24 protein-coding genes are annotated in these 25,710 nt (G+C 35.7%); 9 read left to right on the plus strand and 15 right to left on the minus strand.

Annotation, left to right across the window (positions count from 1 at the left end; genetic code table 11):
- Window position 1: 1 nt before the first annotated feature.
- The 5 genes from I583_RS13245 to yfmF all read right to left on the minus strand — a co-directional run bounded on the left by I583_RS13245 (window position 2) and on the right by yfmF (window position 5,624).
- Window positions 2-655: a hypothetical protein gene (locus I583_RS13245; protein ID WP_010761916.1), complete on the minus strand. Its 654-nt coding sequence runs from the start codon at window positions 653-655 to the stop codon at window positions 2-4.
- A 283-nt stretch (window positions 656-938) separates the two neighbouring features.
- Entirely contained in the window at window positions 939-1,517 is a 579-nt protein-coding gene (gene pgsA, locus I583_RS13250; protein WP_010761917.1) for a CDP-diacylglycerol--glycerol-3-phosphate 3-phosphatidyltransferase, read from the minus strand.
- Between the two features lie 202 nt (window positions 1,518-1,719).
- Window positions 1,720-2,649 carry a helix-turn-helix domain-containing protein gene (locus I583_RS13255; protein WP_244264883.1) on the minus strand — a complete coding sequence of 310 codons (930 nt, stop codon included), beginning with the start codon at window positions 2,647-2,649 and terminating at the stop codon, window positions 1,720-1,722.
- A 421-nt stretch (window positions 2,650-3,070) separates the two neighbouring features.
- Window positions 3,071-4,363, minus strand: a complete 1,293-nt coding sequence (gene yfmH / locus I583_RS13260; RefSeq protein WP_010761919.1) for an EF-P 5-aminopentanol modification-associated protein YfmH — start codon at window positions 4,361-4,363, stop codon at window positions 3,071-3,073.
- Window positions 4,356-5,624, minus strand: coding sequence for an EF-P 5-aminopentanol modification-associated protein YfmF (gene yfmF, locus I583_RS13265; protein ID WP_010761920.1), 1,269 nt, complete (start codon window positions 5,622-5,624; stop codon window positions 4,356-4,358). Before yfmF ends, yfmH begins: the two co-directional genes overlap by 8 nt.
- A gap of 202 nt (window positions 5,625-5,826) precedes the next feature.
- On the opposite strand from yfmF, the gene mscL reads away from it, so the two are divergent.
- Window positions 5,827-6,276: a large conductance mechanosensitive channel protein MscL gene (gene mscL / locus I583_RS13270; protein WP_010761921.1), complete on the plus strand. Its 450-nt coding sequence runs from the start codon at window positions 5,827-5,829 to the stop codon at window positions 6,274-6,276.
- Window positions 6,277-6,412: 136 nt separating this feature from the next.
- Here mscL and I583_RS13275 read toward each other — a convergent pair whose 3' ends face one another.
- Genes I583_RS13275 through treR form a run of 3 tightly spaced genes read right to left on the minus strand, consistent with a single transcriptional unit; the run spans window position 6,413 to window position 8,432 of the window.
- Entirely contained in the window at window positions 6,413-6,844 is a 432-nt protein-coding gene (locus tag I583_RS13275; RefSeq protein ID WP_010761922.1) for a GNAT family N-acetyltransferase, read from the minus strand.
- 52 nt (window positions 6,845-6,896) lie between these two features.
- The gene (locus tag I583_RS13280; RefSeq protein ID WP_010761923.1) at window positions 6,897-7,682 is read right to left on the minus strand and encodes a sulfite exporter TauE/SafE family protein; all 786 of its coding nucleotides are present in this window, start codon (window positions 7,680-7,682) and stop codon (window positions 6,897-6,899) included.
- Between the two features lie 36 nt (window positions 7,683-7,718).
- Window positions 7,719-8,432, minus strand: a complete 714-nt coding sequence (gene treR, locus I583_RS13285) for a trehalose operon repressor (RefSeq protein WP_010761924.1) — start codon at window positions 8,430-8,432, stop codon at window positions 7,719-7,721.
- A 163-nt stretch (window positions 8,433-8,595) separates the two neighbouring features.
- Between treR and I583_RS13290 the strand changes: the two genes are divergently transcribed.
- The 3 genes from I583_RS13290 (at window position 8,596) to I583_RS13300 (ending at window position 13,013) form a co-directional block, all read left to right on the plus strand.
- The gene (locus tag I583_RS13290; RefSeq protein ID WP_425268405.1) at window positions 8,596-11,349 is read left to right on the plus strand and encodes a glycoside hydrolase family 65 protein; all 2,754 of its coding nucleotides are present in this window, start codon (window positions 8,596-8,598) and stop codon (window positions 11,347-11,349) included.
- A 21-nt stretch (window positions 11,350-11,370) separates the two neighbouring features.
- Entirely contained in the window at window positions 11,371-12,021 is a 651-nt protein-coding gene (gene pgmB / locus I583_RS13295; protein ID WP_010761926.1) for a beta-phosphoglucomutase, read from the plus strand.
- Window positions 12,022-12,188: 167 nt separating this feature from the next.
- Complete coding sequence (locus tag I583_RS13300; protein ID WP_010761927.1) at window positions 12,189-13,013, plus strand: VanW family protein; 825 nt, start codon at window positions 12,189-12,191, stop codon at window positions 13,011-13,013.
- 96 nt (window positions 13,014-13,109) lie between these two features.
- Here I583_RS13300 and I583_RS13305 read toward each other — a convergent pair whose 3' ends face one another.
- On the minus strand, window positions 13,110-13,628 hold the full coding sequence (locus I583_RS13305) for a ClbS/DfsB family four-helix bundle protein (RefSeq protein ID WP_010761928.1): 519 nt from the start codon (window positions 13,626-13,628) through the stop codon (window positions 13,110-13,112).
- Between the two features lie 107 nt (window positions 13,629-13,735).
- Between I583_RS13305 and I583_RS13310 the strand changes: the two genes are divergently transcribed.
- Window positions 13,736-14,545 carry a MerR family transcriptional regulator gene (locus tag I583_RS13310; RefSeq protein ID WP_010761929.1) on the plus strand — a complete coding sequence of 270 codons (810 nt, stop codon included), beginning with the start codon at window positions 13,736-13,738 and terminating at the stop codon, window positions 14,543-14,545.
- Between the two features lie 179 nt (window positions 14,546-14,724).
- Entirely contained in the window at window positions 14,725-14,892 is a 168-nt protein-coding gene (locus I583_RS16780; protein ID WP_010761931.1) for a hypothetical protein, read from the plus strand.
- Between the two features lie 56 nt (window positions 14,893-14,948).
- Here the strand turns inward: I583_RS16780 and nagA are convergent, their stop codons facing one another.
- The 4 genes from nagA to I583_RS13330 form a co-directional block, all read right to left on the minus strand.
- The gene (gene nagA / locus I583_RS13315) at window positions 14,949-16,094 is read right to left on the minus strand and encodes an N-acetylglucosamine-6-phosphate deacetylase (protein WP_010761932.1); all 1,146 of its coding nucleotides are present in this window, start codon (window positions 16,092-16,094) and stop codon (window positions 14,949-14,951) included.
- Window positions 16,091-16,861 carry a DeoR/GlpR family DNA-binding transcription regulator gene (locus I583_RS13320; protein WP_010761933.1) on the minus strand — a complete coding sequence of 257 codons (771 nt, stop codon included), beginning with the start codon at window positions 16,859-16,861 and terminating at the stop codon, window positions 16,091-16,093. The genes nagA and I583_RS13320 overlap by 4 nt, the downstream gene beginning before the upstream one ends.
- Before the next feature lie 108 nt (window positions 16,862-16,969).
- Window positions 16,970-17,539, minus strand: coding sequence for a hypothetical protein (locus I583_RS13325; RefSeq protein WP_010761934.1), 570 nt, complete (start codon window positions 17,537-17,539; stop codon window positions 16,970-16,972).
- A 120-nt stretch (window positions 17,540-17,659) separates the two neighbouring features.
- Window positions 17,660-18,934, minus strand: a complete 1,275-nt coding sequence (locus I583_RS13330; RefSeq protein WP_010761935.1) for an LPXTG cell wall anchor domain-containing protein — start codon at window positions 18,932-18,934, stop codon at window positions 17,660-17,662.
- A 358-nt stretch (window positions 18,935-19,292) separates the two neighbouring features.
- Here I583_RS13330 and I583_RS13335 point away from each other — a divergent pair, with 358 nt between their 5' ends.
- The 3 genes from I583_RS13335 (at window position 19,293) to celB (ending at window position 23,002) form a co-directional block, all read left to right on the plus strand.
- Window positions 19,293-20,015 carry a DeoR family transcriptional regulator gene (locus I583_RS13335; RefSeq protein ID WP_010761936.1) on the plus strand — a complete coding sequence of 241 codons (723 nt, stop codon included), beginning with the start codon at window positions 19,293-19,295 and terminating at the stop codon, window positions 20,013-20,015.
- Between the two features lie 233 nt (window positions 20,016-20,248).
- Complete coding sequence (locus I583_RS13340; protein ID WP_010761937.1) at window positions 20,249-21,640, plus strand: glycoside hydrolase family 1 protein; 1,392 nt, start codon at window positions 20,249-20,251, stop codon at window positions 21,638-21,640.
- 15 nt (window positions 21,641-21,655) lie between these two features.
- On the plus strand, window positions 21,656-23,002 hold the full coding sequence (gene celB / locus I583_RS13345) for a PTS cellobiose transporter subunit IIC (RefSeq protein ID WP_010761938.1): 1,347 nt from the start codon (window positions 21,656-21,658) through the stop codon (window positions 23,000-23,002).
- A 71-nt stretch (window positions 23,003-23,073) separates the two neighbouring features.
- On the opposite strand, the gene I583_RS13350 is transcribed toward celB, so the two are convergent.
- Together I583_RS13350 and rsxC are read right to left on the minus strand one after the other, a co-directional pair.
- Entirely contained in the window at window positions 23,074-24,027 is a 954-nt protein-coding gene (locus tag I583_RS13350) for an RnfABCDGE type electron transport complex subunit D (RefSeq protein WP_244264884.1), read from the minus strand.
- Window positions 24,027-25,316, minus strand: a complete 1,290-nt coding sequence (rsxC, locus tag I583_RS13355; protein ID WP_010761940.1) for an electron transport complex subunit RsxC — start codon at window positions 25,314-25,316, stop codon at window positions 24,027-24,029. The genes I583_RS13350 and rsxC overlap by 1 nt, the downstream gene beginning before the upstream one ends.
- Between the last annotated feature and the right edge of the window lie 394 nt (window positions 25,317-25,710).

Here is a 25,710-nt window from a genome sequence, read left to right on the forward strand (position 1 = left end):
ATTATTTATTTTTTTTAAGTTGCTTGATTTGTTTTTCGATTTGATCAATTTGTTTACCTAATGCTTTTTGTTCATTTTTATCACGTGATACTTTTTTCTTGTTGATCAATTCTTGTTTTTCTTTGATCAATGCGTTAATTTTTGCTGCGTTATCTTCAACTGGTGTAGATGGTACTGTATTTTCTGTTGAACCACCTGTTGCGCTACCGTTTTTCAACGCTTGGATTTCACGTTCGATTTCACCAATGCGAATACCTAATGCTTTTTGTTCTTGTGGGTCACGACTAACTTTTTTCTTATTGATTACTTCTTGTTTTTCTTTGATTAATGCATTGATTTTTGCCGCTGTGTCTTCAGCTGGAGTTGTTGTATTTCCAGTTGAGCTACTTGTTGTGCTACCTTTTTTCAATGCTTGGATTTCACGTTCTATCTCGCCAATACGGATACCCAATGCTTTTTGTTCTTGCCAATCACGGCTTACTTTTTTCTTGTTGATTGCTTCTTGTTTTTCTTGGATTAACGCGTTGATTTTTGCTGTGTTATCTACAAGTTGTGCTGAGTTCGCATGTACTTGAGTAGCCGTTGCTAAAAATCCTGTTCCCCCGATTGATAACGCTAAACCAGCAACTACTGCACCTTTTACAAATTTGTTCATTATAAATTCCTCCAATTTTTTTATTCGAACACTACTATTTATATAACAATAGTTCCGATACACAGATTATACCCACAGTTTCAAAAAAAGTAAACTATTATTTTATAAATAGTAGTATCAAATTTTTATATAAATAGAGAAAAAATTGAAAATAGCTGATCTATCAAGGTTTTACGTCTTCATTTTTATCGAAAAGAGTTTTTATAAAATAAAAAAATCTAACTTTTATACTTTAATTCAAGCATAAAAGTTAGATTTTCATTTTAAATTGTTCGAATCGTCATTACATTGATCCTTTGAAGACACTTGCATTTTTTACAAAATAATCGACTCCTGAGTAGATTGTAAATAGTAAACAAACATACAACATGATTTGATCTAAGGGAAAACCAATTGCAGCAAATGGAATATTATTGATAAACAATAATATAATCGCAACCATTTGTGTTGCTGTTTTCACTTTACCTGGCCAAGCAGCTGCCATCACTTCTCCGCCTTCAACTAATAACAAACGCAACCCAGTAACTGCTAACTCTCTACAAACAATGATTGCCACTACCCAAGTTGGTGCTTTTTGTTGCCCAACTAAAACAATAAAAGCTGTCATCACGAGCATTTTATCTGCTAATGGGTCAGCAAACTTACCAAAATTGGTAACTAAACCTCGTGCTCGAGCAATCTTGCCATCTAACCAATCAGTAATACTTGCCACCGCAAAAATAATTGCACCAACTAACTGAGTAACTGCTAAAGATGTTCCTGCTATTGTGATTGTTCCCCAATCCATTGGTATGCTAACGACAGCGATAAAAATTGGAATCATAAATATTCTAATGACTGTTAATTTATTTGGTAAATTCAATGCCTATTGCCCCTCTCTTCTCTTCCTTATTTTACGTTATCTTATAGAAGGTGTCACGAAAAAAGATACATTATCATTCTAAAGAGAGTTGTTTAAGTGTATTTGATTAAATACTCTCAATAAATGAGCGAGAAAAATGTTGGAAATGGTTTGTTCTCCATCCCAAATTTTTCTCGCTCATTTTTTCTGTGAACAATTTCTTTTATTGCGGTTGTTGAGACTGCTGTGGTTGTTCTGTTTGTGCATAAGCTACATTCATATTGATATTTCTTGGTCCAATTCCAGTATTATTCGGATTGAATTCTGCTTTTTGTCCATCTAATTTGAACTCCATATACTCAGATGCACCTAAACTTATGACCATTTGAGTTGTGCCTGCTGGTACTTCAACTGTTTTAGGCTGACCTGGCTGAATTGTTTCTTGATAGAAATAACCATTGTCATTGTTTGCCGCAGTCGCAATGTAAACACCGACCCAACAAGGTCCTGTCACAGCACTAAACTCAAGTTTCGCTGGATTTGCTACATTGACTGCACTCATATTGACAGTTGTACCAGATTCACTATCGAATTTTACTTCTGTTGGTGCTTTTGGTTCTGACGAAGAACTCGTCGAAGATTCTGTACTACTTGATGCAGGCGCTTGACTTGATTCAGAACTTGAACTTGCGCTTGAATCAGATTCTCTTATGATCTCAGAAGCTGGCGGCTGAATGATAGGTGTTGTTTGACGATCCTGCCATGTAATATAAAAAACAACAATTGCGATTGCTAATCCAATCAGTGAAAATATAACTGCAGGTAAACTACGCATAAAACGTTTAGCTGAGCTATGTTCATCATACATTTGCGTCCTTGACTCATCTAATGTTTCGTATTGGACCGCTGTTTCGATATCTTCTGGTTCATCTATTCCATCATAAATTTCTACTAATTCATTGCCATCTAATCCGACTGCACTTGCATACTGGCGAATAAATGCACGCACATAAAAAGTTCCGGGCATAGAGTCAAAATCATTTTCTTCGATTGCTATCAAATAGCGTTTTTGTGTTTTGGTAATTTGCTGCAGTTCATCTATTGACATATTTTGCTGCAGTCGTGCATCTCTTAATTTTTTTCCTATATTCACGCTGGCCACTCGTCCATCTTCTCCAGTCTCTCTAATTTATCAGTTTTGCCTACTATAAATCAGGCGATTTTTAGTCATGCAGCTTTTGGGTAAATAAGATAAAAAATCTCTGAATAGACTCTTATCCAACTGCTCTTTTGTATGGTTTAAAGTTTGTGTTTATTTTATGTAAAACAGTTAGGTAAAGTTCTCTTATTCTACTTGAATTACCTAATCAAATAGCTAGAAACTTCTAATTATCCAACTGTTCTAAGGATAACATAAAAAAATACTACTGAGGATAACATTTTTGAAAGTTTTGACTAAATATCGGACTTTTTTTGTTTGATATAATCGTTACTTCTCATCCTTACTTTTCTATCCTAGGATCTGATGATTTTTCTCATAGTGAGGAAAATCATCAGCATCTAACAAATAGTGTTTATTTTTTTGGATACATATAAAAACGACTTAAGCCATCTTTGTTTATAAACACTTGTGCTAATTCTTTAACATCAGATAGTTGAATACTTTCAATAACTTCTGGTGTATCAAATAGCGTAGTTTCACCATATAGTGATTGTGAAAATTGGTTTGCAATATATTCTAATGAATTTAATGACTGAAAATACTTGCCGATCATTTTCTTCTTCAATAAAGATAAATTCTCATCTGTTACTTCAGAACTTTTATCTGCCGTTAAAAGAATCTCCTCGATTCGTTCAGCCAATTGCTCAGGATGATCACTATCTCCACCAAAATCGGCAAAATGAAAGCTACGATCCAAATTAAATTCATAGCCAAAGCTATCGTCTAACAGCCCTTCATTGTACAAATTCAAATAGTTTTGTGACGTATTGCCAAATAGTAATTGGAACAGCAAATTCGCTGTAGTTTTGTATTTAAGCAGTTCTTTGCCATCTGTAGGAACTTCGTCTAACCCTTTTAAGCCAACAATAACTTTTGAACGGCTAATAGCCATAGAAAGAGAACTTTCCTTGATAATATCTGCTGCTGTTTCTTGAGGAAAATGACGTTTGATTGGTTCGGCTTTCGCAAATGTTTTAGCAGATTGATTCTTTCGGATAAACGTCATCATTTCTTCTGGGTCCATTTTCCCAACAACAAATAATGTCATATTACTTGGGTGATAAAAGGTGTTGTAACAAGTATATAAGTCTTCTGCTGTGATTTCGCCAATACTTTCCACGGTTCCTGCAATATCGATATGCAGAGGATGTTTTGGATAAAGATTGCCCAATGTCCCGAAAAATAAGCGCCAGTTAGAATCATCCAAATACATTTGGATTTCTTGTCCGATGATCCCTTTTTCTTTATCCACTGTTTCTTTGGTAAAGTAAGGCTCTTGAACAAAATTTAGTAACGTTTCTAAATTTTTCTCTACTTGATCTGTTGTTGAAAACAGATAGCTTGTTTTTGTAAAACTTGTAAAGGCATTAGCAGAAGCGCCTTGACGACCAAATTGTTGGAACACATCGCCGTCTTCTTTTTCAAACATCTTATGTTCTAAAAAGTGAGCAATCCCATCCGGTACCTTTACAAAATCAGTTTCGCCGATCGGCACAAATTCATTATCGATCGAACCATAGTTGGTCGTAAACAAGCCATAGGTTTTGTTGTACTCTTTTTTAGGTAGCAAATAAACAGTTAATCCATTATCTAGGACTTCTGTGTAAAGAACTTCATTGATTTGAGGATATTCTTTTTTATTCATCGACTGTTTCTCCTTCCAAAAAGAAAATGGCTTGTAGTTGCACTAATTTGGCAACACGTTGAACATCAGCGATTGTGACAGCTTCCATTCGACGAATCCACTCATCATCTTTTAAACGAAGGTGAGGAATCAAATCATTCAAATATTCATTTTCTAAGACAGCACCTGCATTATCTAAAGAAAGTAAATATTGATTTTTCAACATGGCTTTTGTTTGTTCTATTTCTAAGTCTGTCACATTTCCTTGGCGGATATTGTCTAATTCTACTGAAATCAAGCGCAGAACTTGGTTGCGATTTTTACCATCGATTCCCGTCTGAACGCTTAGAAAACCACGGAAGGTATCAATACTGCTAGATGCGTAATACGCTAAATTTTCTTTTTCACGGACATTCATAAATAATTTAGAATGTGGAAATCCACCAAATACACCATTGAAAATTTGTAGCGCAAAATAATTTTCGTCTCCATAATAAACATCCGTATGATAGCCTAAATTCAATTTAGATTGAGCTAACGTTTCTTGTTCAGAACGTTCTTCAATCACATTTCTAGATGGTTGCGCATAAAAAATATCTGCAATTCCAGACGCGCGATCTTCAAATGGTAATTTACTAAACAATGCTTTGACTTCAGCTTCATCCACATCCCCAAGGACAAAAATATCGACTTGGTCCTCTTGAATCATTTGTTGATGATAGGCCGCGATACTTTCAGCTGTTTCTTTTTCTAGATCCGCGATAGTACCGAAACTTGGAATTTTTTGGTCTTCAGATTGACTGAAATACAGATTTTGTAAAGCCAATGAAGAATAGACTTGTTTATCTTCTGAAATACTTTCATAATAGGCTTTTAAATTTTCTTTTTCGCGTTGGAAAGTCTCTGCTTCAAACTGCCCATCGATAATATTGGGATAAAATAAAATCTCTTTCACAAAATCAGCAGCATCCGCTAAGACATGACTATTTTCTAAATATTTATCATTGACTAAGTTCATAGAAAGGTTTAACAAATGTAAATGTCCTTTCTTGTTTACGTTGATTCCAAAACTAGCCCCATATAATTCGGCTAGTTTCTCACTTAATTTTACTTGGTCTGGATAGTTCAGGCTATTTGTTTCTAGTAGACTAGATAAAAGTGTCCGCTTCGTGATTATTTCTTTATTCAAACGCGTATTAAAACGAACCAAAATACGCACTGTTTTATATTTTTCTGTTGGAACAACATGTAAGTTGACCCCTTGTGCTAATGCGATCGGCATCTTGTCAGCTCCTCTTTTTTTCATCATAATAAAGCCCAGTCTGAAATACAATCATCTGGCCGTTTTTAAATGTTTTTTTAATAATTTCTACATCCATTTAATTATAGCACAGCTCAACTATCTTTCCTTGATGTGAGAGTCTTTCATTTCAATTTTTTTAAATTTTTCTGTATACTTGATTTGAGAAAGGGAGGTTAAACTTATGATCAAAGAATTTAAAGAATTTATTATGCGTGGAAATGTCCTTGATTTAGCTGTTGGGGTCGTTATTGGTTCTGCTTTTACTGCCATTGTGACACAAATCGTTAATGGGTTGATTACGCCACTCGTTAGTTTAGTATTCGTATTGACTACTGGAGAAAAAAGCGCAGATGATGCCTTAGGCGCGCTCGTTTTTCATGTTAAAGGCGTGGCATTCAACATTGGCGATGTAATCAGTGCACTTATTACATTTTTAATTACCGCCTTTGTGTTGTTCCTAATCGTAAAAGCTGTTAACAAAATGAAGAAAAAACCGCAAAATGAGGAAGAAGAAGTTTCTGGACCTACAACGGATGATTTATTAGAACAAATCCGTGACTTATTGGCAGCTCAAAATGCTACGAAAACAACTGGTATTTTGAAAGATAACGCCGAGGATATCAAAAAGTAACTATCCGTGATTAAATCTAGCTCAATTTTTTTAATGAACGTTCCCAACAAATGTATCTGCGTTTGCTGGGAACGTTTTCGTTTATACAAAGAAGAAAAAAATGACACACATTTTTCTATGCGTGCCAATTTTTTATTTAGTTTCTTCTCATATTGATATGAGGAATATCATCTTCTAAATACACATCAGAAATTGCTTCGAACCCAAAAGCTCCATAGAAATCTGTCAAATGTGCTTGCGCACCAATGATAATTGGTCGGTTTGGGTATTTATCCTCAATTACTTTCAATGTTTCTTCTAAGAGTTTGTTTCCTAATTTTTTCCCACGATAATCAGGATTTATTATTACTCTGCCAAAAGTCACCGTATCTCCTTTATCGATTATTCTAGTGTAACCAACAATATCTGGTCCCTCTTGCAACCAAGTATGCCAAGCAAACTCATCAGCTTCATCCACCTCTTGGTAAGGACAGTTTTGTTCAACCACAAAGACAGAGATTCTCAGCTTTACAATTTCTAGAAATTCTTTAGTCGTCAGTGTTGTAAATTCTTTTGCATGATACTCCATTGCATTGACCTCCTCAGCATATTAAATAGTATAAAAATAAGAGTTTTAATAATTAAACGAACAGCTGTACACCATTCCATAGATTTAACAGTAATACCAAAAGGATCACAACTTGATAAATTTGAGTCACTCGTTCAGAAGAAATCTTCCCACTAATCAACGCACCCACGAATCCGCCTATAACAGCAGCTGGAATCACATAAAACAAGATTGTCAGATCAAACCGCCCAAACCCTGTTGATTGTGCAATCGTAAATAATTTTGCCGCCTGCGAAAAGAAAATCGTAATGATCGAATAAACGGTTGCTTCTTTGATCGGAATTCCAAAACACAACATCAATAATGCTACATTGATCGGTCCGCCACCAATGCCCAATAAAGTAGAAATAAACCCTAAAAACAAACCAATACTCACATACCAAATGGGATGTGACAAATCGAAAGAACGATCATTGCCAATTTTTGTATAGAAATAAGCAAATAATAACGTTACGATCGTCAGAATAATTTGGATCAATTGAACATATTTCTCATCAGAAAAAAAACGTAATAATGATTCAAATACCGTATTCCCTAAAATTCCACCAATTACAGAACCTAAAGAAACAAAGAAAGCAATCGGAAGTTGTAATTTCAACCCATTCTTCATTTGTCTTAGTGTAGAGACGATCGACATAGTAAAAACGGCTACGCTAGAATAAAATGAAATTGCTGCTAATGGATGAAAGTGTAACGTATCTAGTACGGGTTTTATGATCACACCGCCGCCCATTCCTGAAATCGCACCAACTGTATTTGCTAAAATAATGACAATAAAATAAATAATTCCTATATGCACAATATTTTTCCTTTCCTAAAAGTAATCACACTCTCTTTAGGCTTTTCTTCGTCTAGCAAAATCAACAAATTTGAATTTATCTAATCTGTGCCTAGATTCTGTGTATTCAAAACAACGTGTATCTTCTAAACTAACTACACTACGAACAACGACCACATGAGTATCATCTTGTATATCCATTAATGTACGATCTTCTTCTGTTACAGCTTCTACTGTGATCTCTTTTTGCGCGTAGCTGATCACTAACCCTAAATCGTTTTCAAAATAATCATAGATAGAATCTGCTGCCCGCTCCTCAGGCAACTCATTAATAATGTCTTTTAGTAAATAATCGATATCAACGATTACCACTTCTCCGTCAATCTCCCGTTGTCGGACTAAACGCCAAACCACAGCCTCTTTCTTCCATCCGGTCAAACGAGCCAAAGATTCACTGACATTCTCTTCTTTTAGTTCTACGACTCTAGTGATGCTATGTATTTGTTGCGCACCTTGCAACTCTTTATAACTGATGACACCAGAAATCGGCAAATCAAATTTTCTTACATTTAAGACGATTGATCCTTTACCTTGTTGCTTTTGGATATACCCTGCATTGATCAGCAAATTCAATGCTTTACGAATCGTTTCTCGTGAAACGGAATACTGTTCAACTAATTGATTTTCACTAGGTAACAAGGTTCCAGGTTGATAATCCCCATCTAAAATCCCTTTTTCAAGCTCTAAAAATATATCATGAAACTTATTCATGTCCATCCCTCCACCTTAGGATACTCAAGGAAAATGATAGCACATTCTTCCTTAAAAAAATAGCATTCTCAACAAGTAAGCTTTCGAATCGAAACAATTCATTTAGATTATCCGACTTGTATTTACAAGAGTTTCATACTATAATGAAAACGAAAACAACAACATGTCTATACAAGTTAAAATAAATTTTAGTCAGGAGCCCTTTATAATGAACTTTCTTTTACTAACACTCACCCATAATAGTTTACACATCCAAGAAAAAATGGAGAACACGCTCATCTCAGAGCATATGTTTCCCTTTTCTGATTTTGAATTCCCTAAAACAGCGGTAACTTTAGCTGCACAGATCAAAGAACAATTTCCAATGGCTACAGGCGCTGTTTTTAATACCGTAGTGCCTGACTTCTATAGCGAAAATACAAAAGTAACACCTTTGAACGTAGGCGTAGAAAGTCTAATCAAGCATTTTTCAGAGTTATTGAATTTACCGATTCTTAGCGTTTCTGAGCTAGAAGCTGCTACAGATCTAGCTGCTACATTTAAAGAAAAAAAAGAGTATTTAACTTGGAATTTGGATTATTTTGGCTATACTCCAGGCAAAGAAGAGTATTCAGTTGAATCCTTATTGACGATTGGTAATGGTTTTATGGGCTTACGTGGTACAGTCCCTGAAATGACCCTCTCAAAAGAATCCTATCCTGCGACTTACATTGCGGGACTTTATAATGAAGAAAAATCAGAAGTTGCTGGTCAAATCGTTGAAAATGAAGACTTTGTTAATACACCAAATAACCAATATATCAGTATCAAAGTAGAAGGATCAAACGAATGGCTAACTCTTGAAAAAGCCACGTTGCGTTATTTGCATAGAAATCTAGACTTAAAAACAGGTTTGTTTTCTTCTCATATGATTATTGAAGATAGCCAGCAGCATCAAGTAAAAATTACAGCTAAAAAAATAGTCAATATGGCTAAAAAAAATAATTACAGCATCCAATATTCGATCAACCCATTAAATTTTTCTAAAAACATTACAGTCAAAACAATAACGGACGGATCTATCTACAATTTCAATGTTGAACGTTACCGTAATCTAACGGCTAAACACTTTCATGTCACCCAATTGCTCGCAGAAAAAAGCAACACAATGATCGAAGTTCAAACCAATCAATCGAAAATAAACGTCCAACAAGTAGCCAGGATCACGGGTGATTTTTTTGAGGCTGATTCTATTAAAAATTCTATTGGAAAAGAAATCATTGAACAAGAAATTACATTTTATGCTGAGCAAAATAAGATGTATACTTTCGAAAAACATGTTCAAGTTAAAGCATCTATAGCAAAAGAAAATTGGGAAACTGCCTTACTTCCAGCAACTTTTTTTGACTCAGAATTGGGTGAAAGTAAACATGCTTGGGCGTCATTATGGGAAAAATCAGATATCCAGGTTACAGGTGATTTGATGTCCCAAAAATTATTAAGGATCCATACGTATCATTTATTAGTTTCGGCTTCTCCATTTAATAATAATGATTTAGATGTTTCTGTAACTGCCCGCGGTTTACATGGCGAAGCCTATCGTGGTCACATTTTCTGGGATGAAATTTTTATTCTACCATTTTATATTCTTCACTTCCCAGAAACTGCTAAACAGCTGTTGATGTATCGTTATAACCGCTTAGGTAAAGCGAAGGAAAATGCTCGCGAAAGCAACTACGCTGGTGCCATGTATCCTTGGCAATCGGGGCTTGATGGTAGCGAAGATACACAAAAACTTCATCTGAATCCATTGAATGGCCAATGGGGTGAAGATCATAGTGTCCTTCAGCGTCATGTCTCATTAGCAATTGCATATAACGTCTGGATGTACTGGAACAACTCTGGAGACGACCTGTTCATCAAAGAATATGGTGCTGAAATGTTAGTAGAAATTGCTAATTTTTGGCGCAGTGCTGCAACTTTAGACGAAACGACTAATCGCTATTATATCGATAAAGTCATGGGACCAGATGAATTTCACGAAGCTTATCCTGAAAGTACAGAAAGTGGCCTAAAAAACAATGCCTACACAAACTTAATGGTAGTCTGGTTATTTGAGGAGTTGGAAAATATCCTTTCACTACTAAATACGCAAGAACAAACAGAATTATTTAATAAAACGGGTATTACACAAGAAAATCTCAAAAAAATGGAAGATATTCGCAAACGTTTATCGATCGAAATCAATGAGGACGGGATCATCGCCCAATATGAAGGTTATTTCGATTTAAAGGAAATTGATTGGGAAAAAGCAAAGGAACAATATGGCAATATTTATCGAATGGATCGTATTTTAAAAGCAGAAGGTCAGTCACCGGATGATTATAAAGTCTCAAAACAAGCAGATACTTTGATGTTATTCTACAATTTAAATAAAGAAAAAATCGATGAAATCTTAGCTGAACTTGGCTATGATTTACCTGCCGATTATCTTGAAAAAAATCTTTTATACTATTTAAATAGAACATCACATGGTTCAACGTTATCAAGAATCGTCCATGCGCAATTGGCGGAAGAAGTAGCCTTTCATGATTTATCTTGGAAGTTGTACCAAGAAGCTTTATACTCTGATTATCAAGATATTCAAGGTGGTACGACTGCTGAAGGAATCCATACAGGTGTGATGGCTGCAACGATTTATGTTACTTTGACCACTTATGCTGGAATTGATATTAAAAAGAACCACCTAACGATTCAACCAAATTTACCGAAAAATTGGACCGATATGACCTTCAATATTGATCACAAAGGAATTCACTATAATTTGATCGTTTCAAAAAATGCTGTTCAAGTTTGTCCGTCACAAGATACAACGGTAATCATCCAAAAGCAACCTTACCAATTGATTGCCCATAAAGTCACAACAATCAACTATTAAACATGAGACAGGAGAATACACATGAAAAAAGGCTTTGTTTTTGATTTAGATGGCGTGATTACTGATACAGCCAAATTCCATTATATTGCTTGGAAAGATTTAGCAGCAAATTTAGGAATAACGATCGACGAAACATTTAACGAAACATTAAAGGGCATCAGCCGCATGGATTCTTTGGATAGAATTTTAGCTTATGGACGCAAGGAAAATGATTTTACGACAGCAGAAAAAGAAGTATTGGCCCAAAAGAAAAATGATGAATACGTTAAACTTCTGGATGACCTTTCTGAAACTGACTTATTACCTGGTGTTCATGACTTTTTAGTCCAAGCAAAAGAACATAATATTCCATGTTCAATCGCTTCAGCTTCGAAAAATGCCCCAATGATTTTAGAAAAGTTGGGTGTGCTTGATTTCTTCGGGCATATCGTTGATCCGGAAACTCTGAAAAAGGGGAAACCTGATCCAGAAATTTTCGTAAAAGCAGCGGAAAGTATCAAAGTTGCGCCACAAGATGCCGTAGGTTTCGAGGATGCACAAGCAGGAATCGAAGGTATCAAAGCTGCAGGAATGTACGCTGTCGGTATTTCTGCAACTGAAGTTTTAGTAGAAGCAGATTTACAGGTTGCTTCAATGAGTGAATTAGATGTTGAGCAATTAATAACGATTTAGAAAATAAATGAACAGATCCAAAACGTTAGACCTAAACATCTAATGTTTTGGGTCTTTTCATCTTAAAATAAATTAGTTAAATGTAATTCTTAAGATACTTTTAAACATTTCAATATAAAGTCTTTTGTGTTACAATATCATTACATAAAGAAATGGGGTTATGACTAATGAAAAGGAAATTGTTTAGCGAATTATCACCACTGACTTATGAAATATCTATAAAAAAGAATATTCTCCAGAGAAAAATACGAGATTTTGTTCAGCAAGAACAACTTGCGCAAACTAAAAATGATGCACTTCTACCTGTATCCGTTTACAAACATACCTCTTTGATACGTAGAAAATTAGGGAATACGGATCTGACCTTACAGGAAAATAAAGCATCTAATTTAAGGATTGCCGCACCTAAAGTATCAAACATCTTGATCAAGCCTAATGAAACATTCTCTTTCTGGCATTTGGTTGGTAAATGCTCTACAAGTAAGGGATATAAAAACGGTGTAACGATTTTTAACGATACTGTTCGTCCAGGTCTTGGTGGCGGTCTTTGCCAGTTTACTAATTTGATTCATTGGATCATTCTTCATTCACCATTAGAAATCACTGAGCATCACCACCATGACGGCTTAGATCTTTTCCCAGATTATGGACGTAAAATTCCTTTTGGGACAGGAACATCAATCGTTTATAATTATCTGGACTATCGTTTTAAAAATAATACAAACAATACTTATCAGCTAATTATTTCTGTTAGTGAAACTCACCTTAATGGTGAACTTCGCTCAGACAACGAACAAATTTATAGTTATCATATTCGTGCTGAAAATGAATATTTTTCAAGAGAGAATGGACACGTTTTCCGTAATGGGCAAATTTTCAGAAAATGTATCGATAAAAGAACAGGTAATCTATTAGAAAATAAAATGATCAAAGAAAATCAGGCACGCGTTTTATACGATACAACGAATTTAGAAATAAGAACTACTCATTAAATGTACTAAGCCATTATACTATTTATACGTTCATTCTAGAAAAACTAAAGAAACAAAGAGTAAAAATCGTAAATAACATTTTTACTCTTTGTTTCTTCAGTTAGTCAATGTAGTAAGTTTCTTCCATTTACGAATTTTAGTTTGGAAATTGGTAAATGGTGCTACCGTATTGATGTGTACCCATTTGTATAAAGGCCACATCGCTTTAGTCGTGGCATAGTTTCTCTGCCCTGCTTCAAATAACTCTTGATCAGACAGTGTTTCTAGCCAGATACACACCTGATTGACAGACTCTCTCAGCATTTTTCTTTGTTCTGCGATACTGTATTTCCCATATTTTTCATAAAACGACTGATATAAGCCACCTAAATTATTCCATTTATACCCTTGCGCAGGCGTTTGGACTACTTTTCCTGCTTGTTCATCTTGCTCCCACTGAAGAATCAAGTTCACCCAGCCAAGTTGATAAGACAAATTTTCAGAAGGCGTTTTATCTACCTCATCGATCCGTTCATTCTTTAGCGCTTCCGGCACTTGCTCAAACTCTTCATCATACTTCTCATACCTTTTTTTGATTTCATCAATCAATTCCTGTTTATTTTCGTATGTACGCATAAATAGACCCCTTTCGTGTTACGATCTGCTTCTATTTTAAACCTTGTCATAATGTCAAAGTCAAGTATACTAATAAAAAATGACTACCTATTTTAAGGAGCAAAAGAATGTTTAAAATCAGCGAATTTTCTCAATTAACAAACATCAGTCCACGTATGCTCAGACATTACGATAAACTAAATTTATTAAAACCTGAGATCATCCATCAAGAAAATAATTATCGCTACTATACAGCAGAGCAAATCAATCAAGCGAATCGAATCCTTTCGCTTAAAAATGTTGGCATCCCGCTAAAAGAAATCAAAACACTTTTAGAGAATGAAAATGACCAAACAGACTACCTAATCCATCATCGAACATTACTTGAACGGGAATTAGCGGAAAAAAAGCTACAACTTGCTTATCTAGACTGGCTGGAAGAAAAAAAGAAGTCTCCAGAGGAAACAGGAATGAATTATCCCATCGAAACAAAAAAAATGAACGACCTGCTCGTTCTTACTTATCGGCAAAACGTAACCTCTTACTATGAAGAAGAGCAACTTTGGCAGCAACTTTTTGCGACTATACGAAGTGAGGATATGTCTACACTAGGTCAATCAATCGCCGTTTTTCATAAGACTACTTCGAAGAATATCGACATCGAAGTTATGGTTAGTATTCCAGAATCACTTAAGCACATCTATCCAGAGTCTAAAACCTTCTCTCCAGGATTGATTGCTTCTGTTGTAACAAACGGCTCTTACGCTTCTATGCCGACTATTCATACCGATATGGACAACTGGTTGAACGTGAATGAGTACACACTTTCTGGAAATATCTTTAACATTTATCACTCTAGCCCAGCGAATGAGGAACGGGAAGAATGTTATATTACAGAGGTTTGTTATCCCATCGAAAAACCATTCAACCAGCACTAATATTTATCTTTCTTTTTGTTTATATTTTACTATTTTCAGTTTATAATCAATATATAGTGATAGTTAATATGGATAAACAAATGGAGGAAAATAAACTTGGAACAATGGAATAAAAAGTGGCTTGTTGGTCTAATGATACTTCCAGCAGACTTAAGGCATATCTATGGGAGGGATAAAAAATGGTAGAGCAGATTCGACTCGTTTATCAGACATTTATGAACATTCTCTATGTACTATTGGACCCACTTTTAGCAGGTCTCGTTCTTTATTGTATCCTTTCAATCAATCGACAAAAAAAAGAAATAACTACATTAAAACATAAAATAAATCAGCTAGATAACAACTGAGTAACAGCACATGAGGAACCATTCATCATGCGCTTTTTTGCTATAAAAATCAGCTACTACTTTACCAGTCCTTTTAAGACCGTTTTGACTACTTTAAATTCTTCATCCAAAAGAATCAAATCAGCATCGTATCCCACAGCAATCTTCCCTAATTTCTTTTCACCTAAAATAGTAGCTGGTGTAGTTGAACCCATTTTGATTGCATCATCTAACGGAATGCCCATCTCCACACTCAATTTCAGTGCTTCATTCATCGTGACTGTGCTGGATGCTAATGTGCCGTCATTTAAGCGGGCAACGCCATTTTCAACCGTGACATGATGTCCGCCAAATTCATAAACACCATCTCCCACACCCATAGCTTGTAAAGCATCTGTGATTAAAACCATCCCGTCTGCTCCTTTTATTTTGTGTAATAGACGGACGATTCCCGGATGTAAATGAATCCCATCAACAATTGCCTGAACACTGACCGCATCATTTTCAAGAGCTGCAGTAACCAAACCAGGTGCCCGATGATGGATCGACGGCATTGCGTTGAAACAGTGAGTTATATGTGTAGCACCTTGTTGAAAAGCAACTTGGGCTTCTTCGTATGTTGCATCAGAATGTGCAATGGCAACGACAACGTTTTTTTGTTTTAAATAGGTGATCAATTCCAAACAACCTGGTAATTCTGGTGCTACGGTAACCATTTTGATCAAATCACCTGCTCGTTCAAAAATCATGTCCATTTCTTTTAAGTCTGGATTTCTGAGATAATTCGGATTTTGCATGCCTTTTCGTTTAATGTTTAAATAAGGGCCTTCTAAATGAATACCTAAAATCTTCGCTCCTATTTCATGCCCTATAACTTCTTTGGTTCGATCGATCATTGTTAACAATGCTGCTAAATAAGAAGTGACTGACGTTACTAAAAAACCAGTAGATCCAGTTTCCAAACACTTTTTAGACACTTCTTGAATACTTTTTGTAGTGCCATCCATCATATCAAAGTTGTTGGCTCCGTGAATATGAACATCGATCATTCCAGGAATCAGCAATTGTTTTTGGCCATTGATTCGATGATTCACGACCTCATTAGAAAAAGTGTTAGCCTCTGATGATTCTATCGCTAAAATACGTTCATTTTCTATCAGGATATCGACTAATGCTAGGCCATCTTCTTTACTGATCATTACGTTTTGAATAAGTGTTTTCATTTTTTTCCACCTTCTACAAGAATGATTTTGACTTCGTTTTTTCTTAATTGCTTCGTGATTGAATCTGGCAGTGGTTTATCTGTGATCAACAGATCGATTTTTGCAAAATCTAATTTAAAATTGGTCGTATTTCTAACTTTAGAGCTATCGAGTACAACGCAGGTTCTTTTCGCATTTTTGATAATGGTTTGTTTTAATTCGATGTCTTCTAATTCAGAGTAAAACAAGCCTGCGTCACTGATGCCTGATGCACCGATAAACGCGATGTCAAAATAAAAATTAGCTAATTGGGCAATCACTGATGTCCCCTTCAACAAGTGAGAGTTAGAGTTGAAGTATCCTCCTAACAGATAGACATCCTGTTTATTATTCACTTCTGTCGCTGATATTGCATTGTCGATCGAATTGGTGACAATCAGGACATTTTCTTGGGTAAGTTCTTTTGCGATAAATTGAACAGTTGTTGAAACATCTAGCCAAATGGTTTGATTATCTGCTATTTCTTTGACTGCTTTTCGTGCAATTTGAATTTTTTCTTGGCTATGTTCAACTAAACGCTTGGAGTAATCTTCGATTTTGGTTTTAATGATCGGCAATGCAATTCCTCCACGATATCTTTCAGCTAAACCATCATTGACGATCAGTAAGATATCTCGGCGAATGCTGTCTTTAGATATTTGGAAATAGTCGGCTAATTCGGTTGCGTCTAGCTTTTCCTTCTCTTGTAGTAACTCTAAAATTTTTGCGATCCGTTCTTTTTGATTCATACGTTACCTCCTGATTTATTTTGAGTATAACAAAAAAACTCCCATTTGCACATTAATAAGTTTTCCCAAAAATATTTTAAGTTTTCGTAAGCAAAAAAAGACTTTTATCTAAAAAGTCTTTTTTACAACGATATTCATTTGGCGATCGATCATGTATACAGTGGGTTTACTATAGACATAAACAAAATCATACTGCCTTCCAACTTTTTTCCTATAGATATGTTTGGCTAGTTGTTCAATACTTTTTTCATCCTCTCCAAACACGAATATGAATAAATTATTTTCTTTGTATAGCTTATAATTACCACTTTGGAGTTTTTCAACTTTATTATCGTAAGCCTCGATTAAATTAAATAATGAATGCCAATTAGCAATTGAAATAGCAACCTTTTTCTTGGTATTATCAGGCAAAGGTAAATTGATTCTAAGGACATCATTTCCATATCTCTCCTTAATGATTTCAAGGATTTGCTTATCGTTATGGACATTGATTTCGTCAATACTCAGCGCTTTTAGAACACTTTCTTTCAATGATTGGGTAACTTCTACACCAATATTTTGAGTTGGATTTTGTATATCTGGTTTATCTAAAAGGATTGCTTCTTGGTATTTTTCAGGTTCTATTTTTCGAAGAATTTCCAATGCTTCCCGTTCATCTGGACGTTCCATTATGGGCATGTGATCGCTCCTGTTCTTGCTTTGTTATAGTCACATTATACTAAAAATTTAGATAAATCAACTCCATAAAGCAACATAAAAAAGCTGAACATCTAGTTAATTTAGATGTTCAACCAATTTTTATTCTCTATTCAACGATTCTTTTTTATACCAGCCAATTGCTGTTAGAAATACTAGAAATAATCCTGTAACTAAAGTCAAATTCGTACTCGAATCATTTGTTGCTGGTAATTGTTTTCCAGTTGGTTTTGTCGTACCTACAGGTTTTGTGGAAGCAATTTTATTTTCAGTGATGTTCACTTCAACCACTTGTGCTCCTTCTTCAACGTAAAACTCATAGCCTGGGTATTTTTCAGCCAATTTTTTCATCGTTTCATCAGACCAACTATACGTAAACATAACTGATGTAGTCCCAGCTTCTAATGCCGTCCATTTTCCATCCGCATCAATCTTAATGATTGAAGGCTCCTTAATAGATGTAACAAATGAACCCGCTGTCTCTTCAATTCCTTCAATCGGTTTTACTTTGATTTGTCCAGTATCACCGACTTTTCCATCAATAGAAGTGATATCGATTCTTGGTGTGATATTTAATGTCCCTGCCGGCTTCACTTCTACTTTTATTAGACTAGCAATAGCTCTTGTTGTAATTATACTGCCGGGATTTTTATCTTGAATCTCTTTATGTGATTCATCTGAAAGTTGGAAATCTAACACAATTTCCACCGTTCCAGTTTTTAAAGCTGTCCATTTCCCATCTGCCTCTACTGTGATAATCCCTTTAGCATTATCAGGAATATAGGCTAGATATGTTCCTTTGGGATTTGCTACTCCCCCCATCGGAGCCACTTTAAATTGTCCTGTTTCGCCTATTTTTGCACTGATTGTTCCAACATTGAAGTTTGGAGTGATATCGACACTCTTTTCTTTTGATGCTGTCACTTCGACAGGAACTTCCTGAATCGTATCTTTTTTGACTAGTTGGTGATCAGGATATTTTTCTTGGATTTTTTGTATTGACTCCTTGTCCCATTCAAAATCCAATGTTGCTTTAGTTTTGCCAGATTTCAATCCTTGCCATTGACCTTGATCATTGATTGAAAGGATGCTTTGGTCAGCTATAGTCGCTTTGAACGTTCCTTTTAGATCTTTCATCCCCTCGACCTGTTCAACTTCTACTGTGCCTTTGCCGCCAACATCTGTTTTGATTTCTTTAATTTTAAATTTTGGTGTAAGATCGATTTCCTTTTTTACTTCAGCGATTTTTGCTTCAGTTGTTTTCGTCACTTCTACTTCAGCTTCAGAGCCGTCCTCTGTAGCAAATGAAATTGTCGAAAATGACAAACATACTGAACTAAACAAAATTCCTAACAACAAGCCTTTTATTCTTTTCATTGTTACTCCCTCTATTTTCATTATAATTGACACACTTTTATCTTATCAAATCCTAATCATTAGAGCAATAAAAGTTTTGTACCAAAAACTGCCTTGAGCTTTTTACTTAAACTAGCCTTATATCTGCTGGCATAGTAGATTGCTATTTTTACCCACCATTTGTGGTTATGTGTTCAATTTTTTCTTTTGCTACAAATTCTAGATTAGTCAATAAATCATAAGTCGTTGGACAAATCAATCTAACCATTCAACCAAATGCAGCGACAAATCTTTAGTAAAAGAAGCTGTCATTTTTAAAATTTGTCTATACTATGACTAATTTTAAAAATGATAAGCTTAAAAAAACAGGAGGATAAAAATGAAAACTAGACAGGGCGATGTGTTTAAAAGACGGGGAAAGTTGATTGAGCGATTGACCAAAACAGAAAGTTTAACGATTAATGAACTAGCAACACTTTTTAACGTTTCAACCGTTACGATTAGACGAGATCTTCTATTTTTAGAAAAGAAAAAAATGATCGAGCAGTTTTACGGTGGTATAAAATTAATCCGAAACCAAGCAGTATCACAACAATCACCTCAAGAAACAAAGCCATTTCCTATTTCAGCATTTGTTGAAGAAATCACTGGTTTATTACCAAAAAAAGTACAAATTTTTATTGGCGCTGGCCTTTTTTCTACAGCTATCATTCAGACATTATCATTTCTTGAAATCAGCATTCTGACCAATGACGTTTCTGCTCTTTCCATTGATCACTCTGAGAAAAAAGCCTTGATTACAATCAGCGGTGGTGAGCTGGAAAAAAATACGCGTGCTCTTGTTGGCGATGTTGCTACCTATGCTTTTAACAAGATTGAGGCGGATTTTTGCATTATTGAAGCTGCTGGTTTTAATACACATGAAGTAACGACCACACCATTGAGTGAAACATTTGTTTATCGTACGATGATCCAGCATACCAAAGGGCCCAAAATCGTTTATCCCCCCGCCGTTAATTCAGAGACCGTTAGCTCATTTATGATCGAACGTTTTTATTTGATATATTATATACAGATATGTCGATTCCATCTTCCATTTTAACGAGCTATCAAGCACAAGGAATCCCCGTTAAAGTGTTATTTGAATAAAAAAGGTATACTAGAAGGGTTAGCTTTTCTTAGGTGATTGTCAAATTGAACATAAGCTGTCATCTTGAACTTTTCATATATATTCTTTCATGAACAGTTCCTTAGATTGCATTGAATTTATCCAAACAATCGCTTATTTCAAGACAAAGAAAACGCTTTACAAAAAAATGATCGGAGAAAATTTATATGACACATACATTTCCAGAAAATTTCTTATGGGGCGCGTCCATTTCCGCCCACCAAACAGAAGGAGCTTACCAAACGGACGGCAAAGGATTAAGTGTTCAAGATACACGACCAAGAGATAATCATGAAATCGCAGATTTTAAAGTGGCTGTAGATCATTATCATCATTACAAAGAAGATATCCGTTTACTGGCTGAAATGGGCATCAAAATCTTCCGCTTCTCCATTGCTTGGACAAGAATTTTTCCAAATGGTCGGGGTGAAATCAATCAAAAAGGCTTGCAGCATTACAACGCAGTTATTGATGAATTACTAAAATACGGGATTCAACCTTATATCACCTTAAATCACTTTGACTTACCTCAAGCCTTAGAAGATGAAGGAGGTTGGAGCGTTCGTAGTACCGTGGACGCCTTCAAAGTATATGCTGAAACCTTATTTGAAGCATACGGCGACCGCGTAAAACATTGGTTAACGATCAATGAGCCAAACATCATGCTATTAGTTGATAAAAAAATTCTAGGGAAAGAAATCCCCCTACAAGAAAAATATCAACAATTTCATCATCTAATGATTGCTGAAAAATATGCCTTCAAACGTTGCCATGAATTGATCGAAGGTGGTCAAATTGGTCCTGTACCGAATATTTCTCTTGTGTATCCAGCAACGAGCAAACCAATGGACAACCAAGCCGCTCTTTATTTTAATAGTGTTCGTAATTGGGCCTACCTAGATTTTTCTTGTTTTGGCCGATACAACGCTGTATTTAAAGACTATTTAAATCGCAATGATATCACGATTGAATTTGGCAACGACGACCAAGAGTTGATGGAAAATAATTTCCCGGATTTCGTTGCAATGAACTTCTACACCACAGTCACTGTAGAAAAACCAACCGAAAAAGACGGTATGGCAAACGGGATCAGTGATCAACAAAGTGAAGATATTATGGAATGGGGCTTTTATAAAGGCTTCACTAATCCTCATTTGAAGAAAAATGAATTCAATTGGACGATCGATCCAGATGGTTTAAAAACCACGTTGCAAACACTCTATGATCGCTATCACTTGCCGATCATTATTACCGAAAATGGTTTAGGAGCAAAAGATGAATTAACAGCAGATGGTAAAATTCACGATCCTTACCGTATCAACTATTTAGAGCAACATATTGCTCAATGCTTACAAGCCATTGAAGCAGGTGTTGACTTGATTGGATACAGCCCGTGGTCAGCAATCGACTTGATCAGTGTTCATGAAGGTATCAGCAAGCGTTATGGATTTATTTATGTAGATCGCACAGAGCAAGATGAAAAAGAACTCGCTCGTTATAAAAAAGATAGTTTTTATTGGTACCAATCCTTGATCAAAACGAATCAACTGCCCTCTTAAAGAAAGGAGAAAAAAATGAATAAAGTATTTACTTTTTTAGAAACAAAATTGATGCCGCCTTTGAATAAAGTTGCGAACTTGCACTTTATTCGAGCGATTATGCAAGCCGGGATCATTACGGTACCGTTTACGATCGTCGGATCGATTTTCCTGATCATCAATAATTTACCGCAGATTATTCCACCGTTAGCACCATTTTTTGAAAATACTATTTTGAAATTTGCTCCGATTTATAGTGTGGCTACCACCATGTCGATCGGCTCGATCGCCATTTTTTACTGTTTGGCGACTGCTTATTATTTAACCGATATTTATCGGAAAGAAGAAAGTGAGGGGCTGAGTAGCTTTGTTGGGGCTATTTTAGGATTGTTTGCCTTTTTGATGACGATTGTACAAACAGACATCGTTGATGGCGGTGCCCAGCTGATTCAATCAGAAAGTGAAACATCGATTGTTTATAATGGGATCGCAATTGGTGGTTGGGTCACTCGTTTTAGTGGTGTTGGGATTTTTATCGGGATTATCACAGCTGTAATTGCGACTCAAATTTATCGTTGGTGTGTGAAAAAGAAGATTACCATTCGAATGCCTGAAGGGGTTCCTGATGGTGTAAGTAAAGCTTTTGCTTCATTGATTCCTGCTATTTTTATTGCGTTTGTGATGTTATTTATCAATACAATTTTAGCGGTGTTCCATACTGATTTACATGGATTATTGTCAAAACCATTTGAGTTCGTTAAAGATCTAACGGGCTCTTGGTTAGGAATCATTGTGATTATGCTATTGATTCATCTGCTGTGGGCTGTTGGGGTCCATGGAACTGCCGTTATTAAAAATAGTTTTATCAATCCAATTTTATTAGTTGCATTGACTGAAAATGTGAATGGCGGAACCAATATTTTTGCTGGAGATTTTATTAATATGTATATCTTTATCGGTGGCGCTGGTAGTACACTTGGTTTAGTTTTACTGATGATTTTTGTGGCAAAATCAGACCAACTTAAAGTGCTTGGTAAGGCGGCTGTGCTTCCTGGCTTGTTTAATATCAATGAACCTGTGATTTTTGGGGCACCGATTGTTTACAATCCTTATTTAATCATTCCATTTATTGTAACACCTTTGATCAATGTGACGATTGCCTACTTTGCTTCTTCTGTTGGTTTCGTGAATAAAGTGACGACTGGAATTCCTTGGATTTCGCCTGTGGGAATTGGAGCATTTCTGGGAACTGGTGGCGATTTTCGAGCGGTGTTGATTGCGTTGATTAATTTGGCGGTTTCGATTGTTTGTTATTATCCGTTTTTCAAGATGTATGATGGGAAGTTGTATGGGGAGCAAATCGCCTCTTTGGATAAGGGATGATTGAAATAAAATAAAAAGAAAAAAGATAGCCGTTTTCTGTTACAGAACTTGCTATCTTTTTTTAGAAAATATCATTCCCCATAAATCCTTGATACTGTATATTTATTAATCAAAGGTGTCAATAAATTCATCACCAAGATCGCCACACCGATTCCACCAGGTAGATCAATACATATTCTAAGCATTGCTGCTAATACACCACAGCCTATCGCAAAAATATACTTTCCTTTATCCGTCAATGGTGAAGTCGTGTAATCCGTCACCATAAAGACAGCAGCAAAAATCAATGCTCCACTTAGCAAATGAGCATTAGCAAATGAGAAATCAAATCCACTATATAATAGCATTGCACTATAAAATGATCCTAGTGTCAAAACAGGAACCAACGGATTGATGATTTTACGTGCAATCAAATAAATTCCTGATAAAAGCAAAGCAAACTTACACGTTTCTCCAATCGGACCACCTAACCCAAAACCCATAAACAAATCAACTAAATCTGGCGTTGTCGGAGAAACCTCTCTCGCAAAATTCCCTAAATCAGCTAATGGTGTCGCAGTTGCTACAACATCCGGTTGCGGTGTGACCCAATTCGTGATCCACGGTGAAAAGAATAATTTCAATAAGACACGAGCTGCCACTGCTGGATTTAGCCAATTTCTGCCAATTCCGCCAGTCAATTGTTTCACAACAATAATTGCAATAAAATCACCAATAAGCAACGTCCACAAAGGAGCTGTAACTGGTAAGGTCAAAGCTAACAACCACCCTGTGATCACTGCGCTGTAGTCCGTTATCGTCACTTTCTTCCAAACAATTTTCTGAAAAGCAAACTCAAGTCCCACACAGGCAACAATACTTACAATCACCATCACTAAAGACCATAATCCAAAAAAGTAAACAGCCGCAATTGTTGGAAATACTAAAGCAATCAACACTTGCTGCATGATCCACTGAGAGGTCCATTTTTCTCTAATATGAGGACCCATAAACGGTCCAGTACTTGTATATTCTTTATTTATCATCATCGACTCTCCAATACTTTTTGCTTCGCCGCTCGGATATCACCTAAAATATCGATTTTTGATGGACAAATATACGAACAGGCACCACAATCGATACAATTCAGAACCCCTAAGCGTTTTGTTTCTTCGATATTACCTGCTCGATACGCATTACTGATAGAAATCGGTTGTAAATTGACTGGGCAAGCATTGACACACTCTGAACAGCGTATACAATTTTGTTCTTCTGGAATGTTTGCTTCCTCTCTAGTCAACGCAAGGATCAATGAGGTTGTTTTCGTTACTGGCTCATCTAAATTTTGGATTACTTTTCCCATCATCGGCCCACCATTAATCAATTTCATCGGGCTTTCAACAAAACCACCACACGCTTCAATGACATTCTCGATTGGTGTACCAATTCTCACACGTAAGTTTTGAGGATGCTTGATCGGTGTGCCTGATACAGTCACAACACGATCGATCAATGGTCGATTTTCCTTCAACGCATGAAATGTAGCGAATACCGTTGAGACATTCATGATTCCGACATTTAAATCAATCGGTAATTTCCCAGCTGGTAGTTCTTTTCCAAGAACTGCTTTAATAACAATTTTTTCAGCTCCTTGGGGATAATGATTCGGTAAAATTTTTAGCTTGATTTGCTCATTGTCGATTTTAGCTTCCAAGTTTCTGATTGCCTCTTCTGATGAGCTTTCTATCGCAATCACACATTGCTTGATCGACATCATTTCTTGAAGCATACTGATTCCTGCAATAAAATCATTCATTTGCTCAATAATAATTCTTCTGTCGGCCGTAACAAATGGTTCACACTCGACCGCATTAATGATCAATGTTTCCATGTACTGATGTTCTTTCAAAAGAAATTTTACATCTGTCGGAAAACCAGCGCCGCCCATCCCGACGATTCCGTTGTTTTTGATTATTTCCACTAAATTTTCACTACTTGCTTGCGGTAGTTCATATGTATCTTTAAAATCATTTTTAATGACCACAACGGATACTTCGTTTACGCCAATGATTCTCTGTTCGATTTTTTCAACCGTTCCTGAAACTGAGCTATGTATGTTGGCTGAAATCATGCCATCTTTGGCACCGATCAGTGTACCGATTTTCACCGTTTGCCCTGTGGAAACAACGATCTTTGCCGGTTTACCGATATGCATATTCATTGGTAAGATAATCCTACCTGGGGCGTTTAGATCTTTAATTGATTCTAGCTTTGTTAACCATTTATTTTTGGGGACTAGCACGCCGCCAAGTTTTCTTTTTATTCTAACAAACATTGATTTACCTTCCTTCTAATTAAATTTTTGTCTATCTATAAATGAAAAAGTAATAGACTAATGCAATTGCTACAACGACTAATTGCATCGTTAAACCTAAAATTTCATATTTTTCTCTTTTCATGAATACTCCTTTACCATTTCTATTTGTCTATGTATTACAAGATTTTGCTCATTAAATTTAGCATATCATTAAATTTTGCAGCTCAGAATTATTTTTTTCCGCTCATTGTCGAAAGATGAACTTGCGATTCTTTTGAGAAGTCAATTCTTTTACTACTTCTTTCTATGTAAAAAAAATAAACCGTTTTCCTCTTACTATTGTCGAATATTAAACGATTGTTCGTTAATAAAAAAAGATAAAAACCAATATTTTCCAGTTATAAAACTAATT

This window comes from Enterococcus haemoperoxidus ATCC BAA-382 (assembly GCF_000407165.1).
GTDB classification, from domain to species: Bacteria; Bacillota; Bacilli; order Lactobacillales; family Enterococcaceae; genus Enterococcus_L; species Enterococcus_L haemoperoxidus.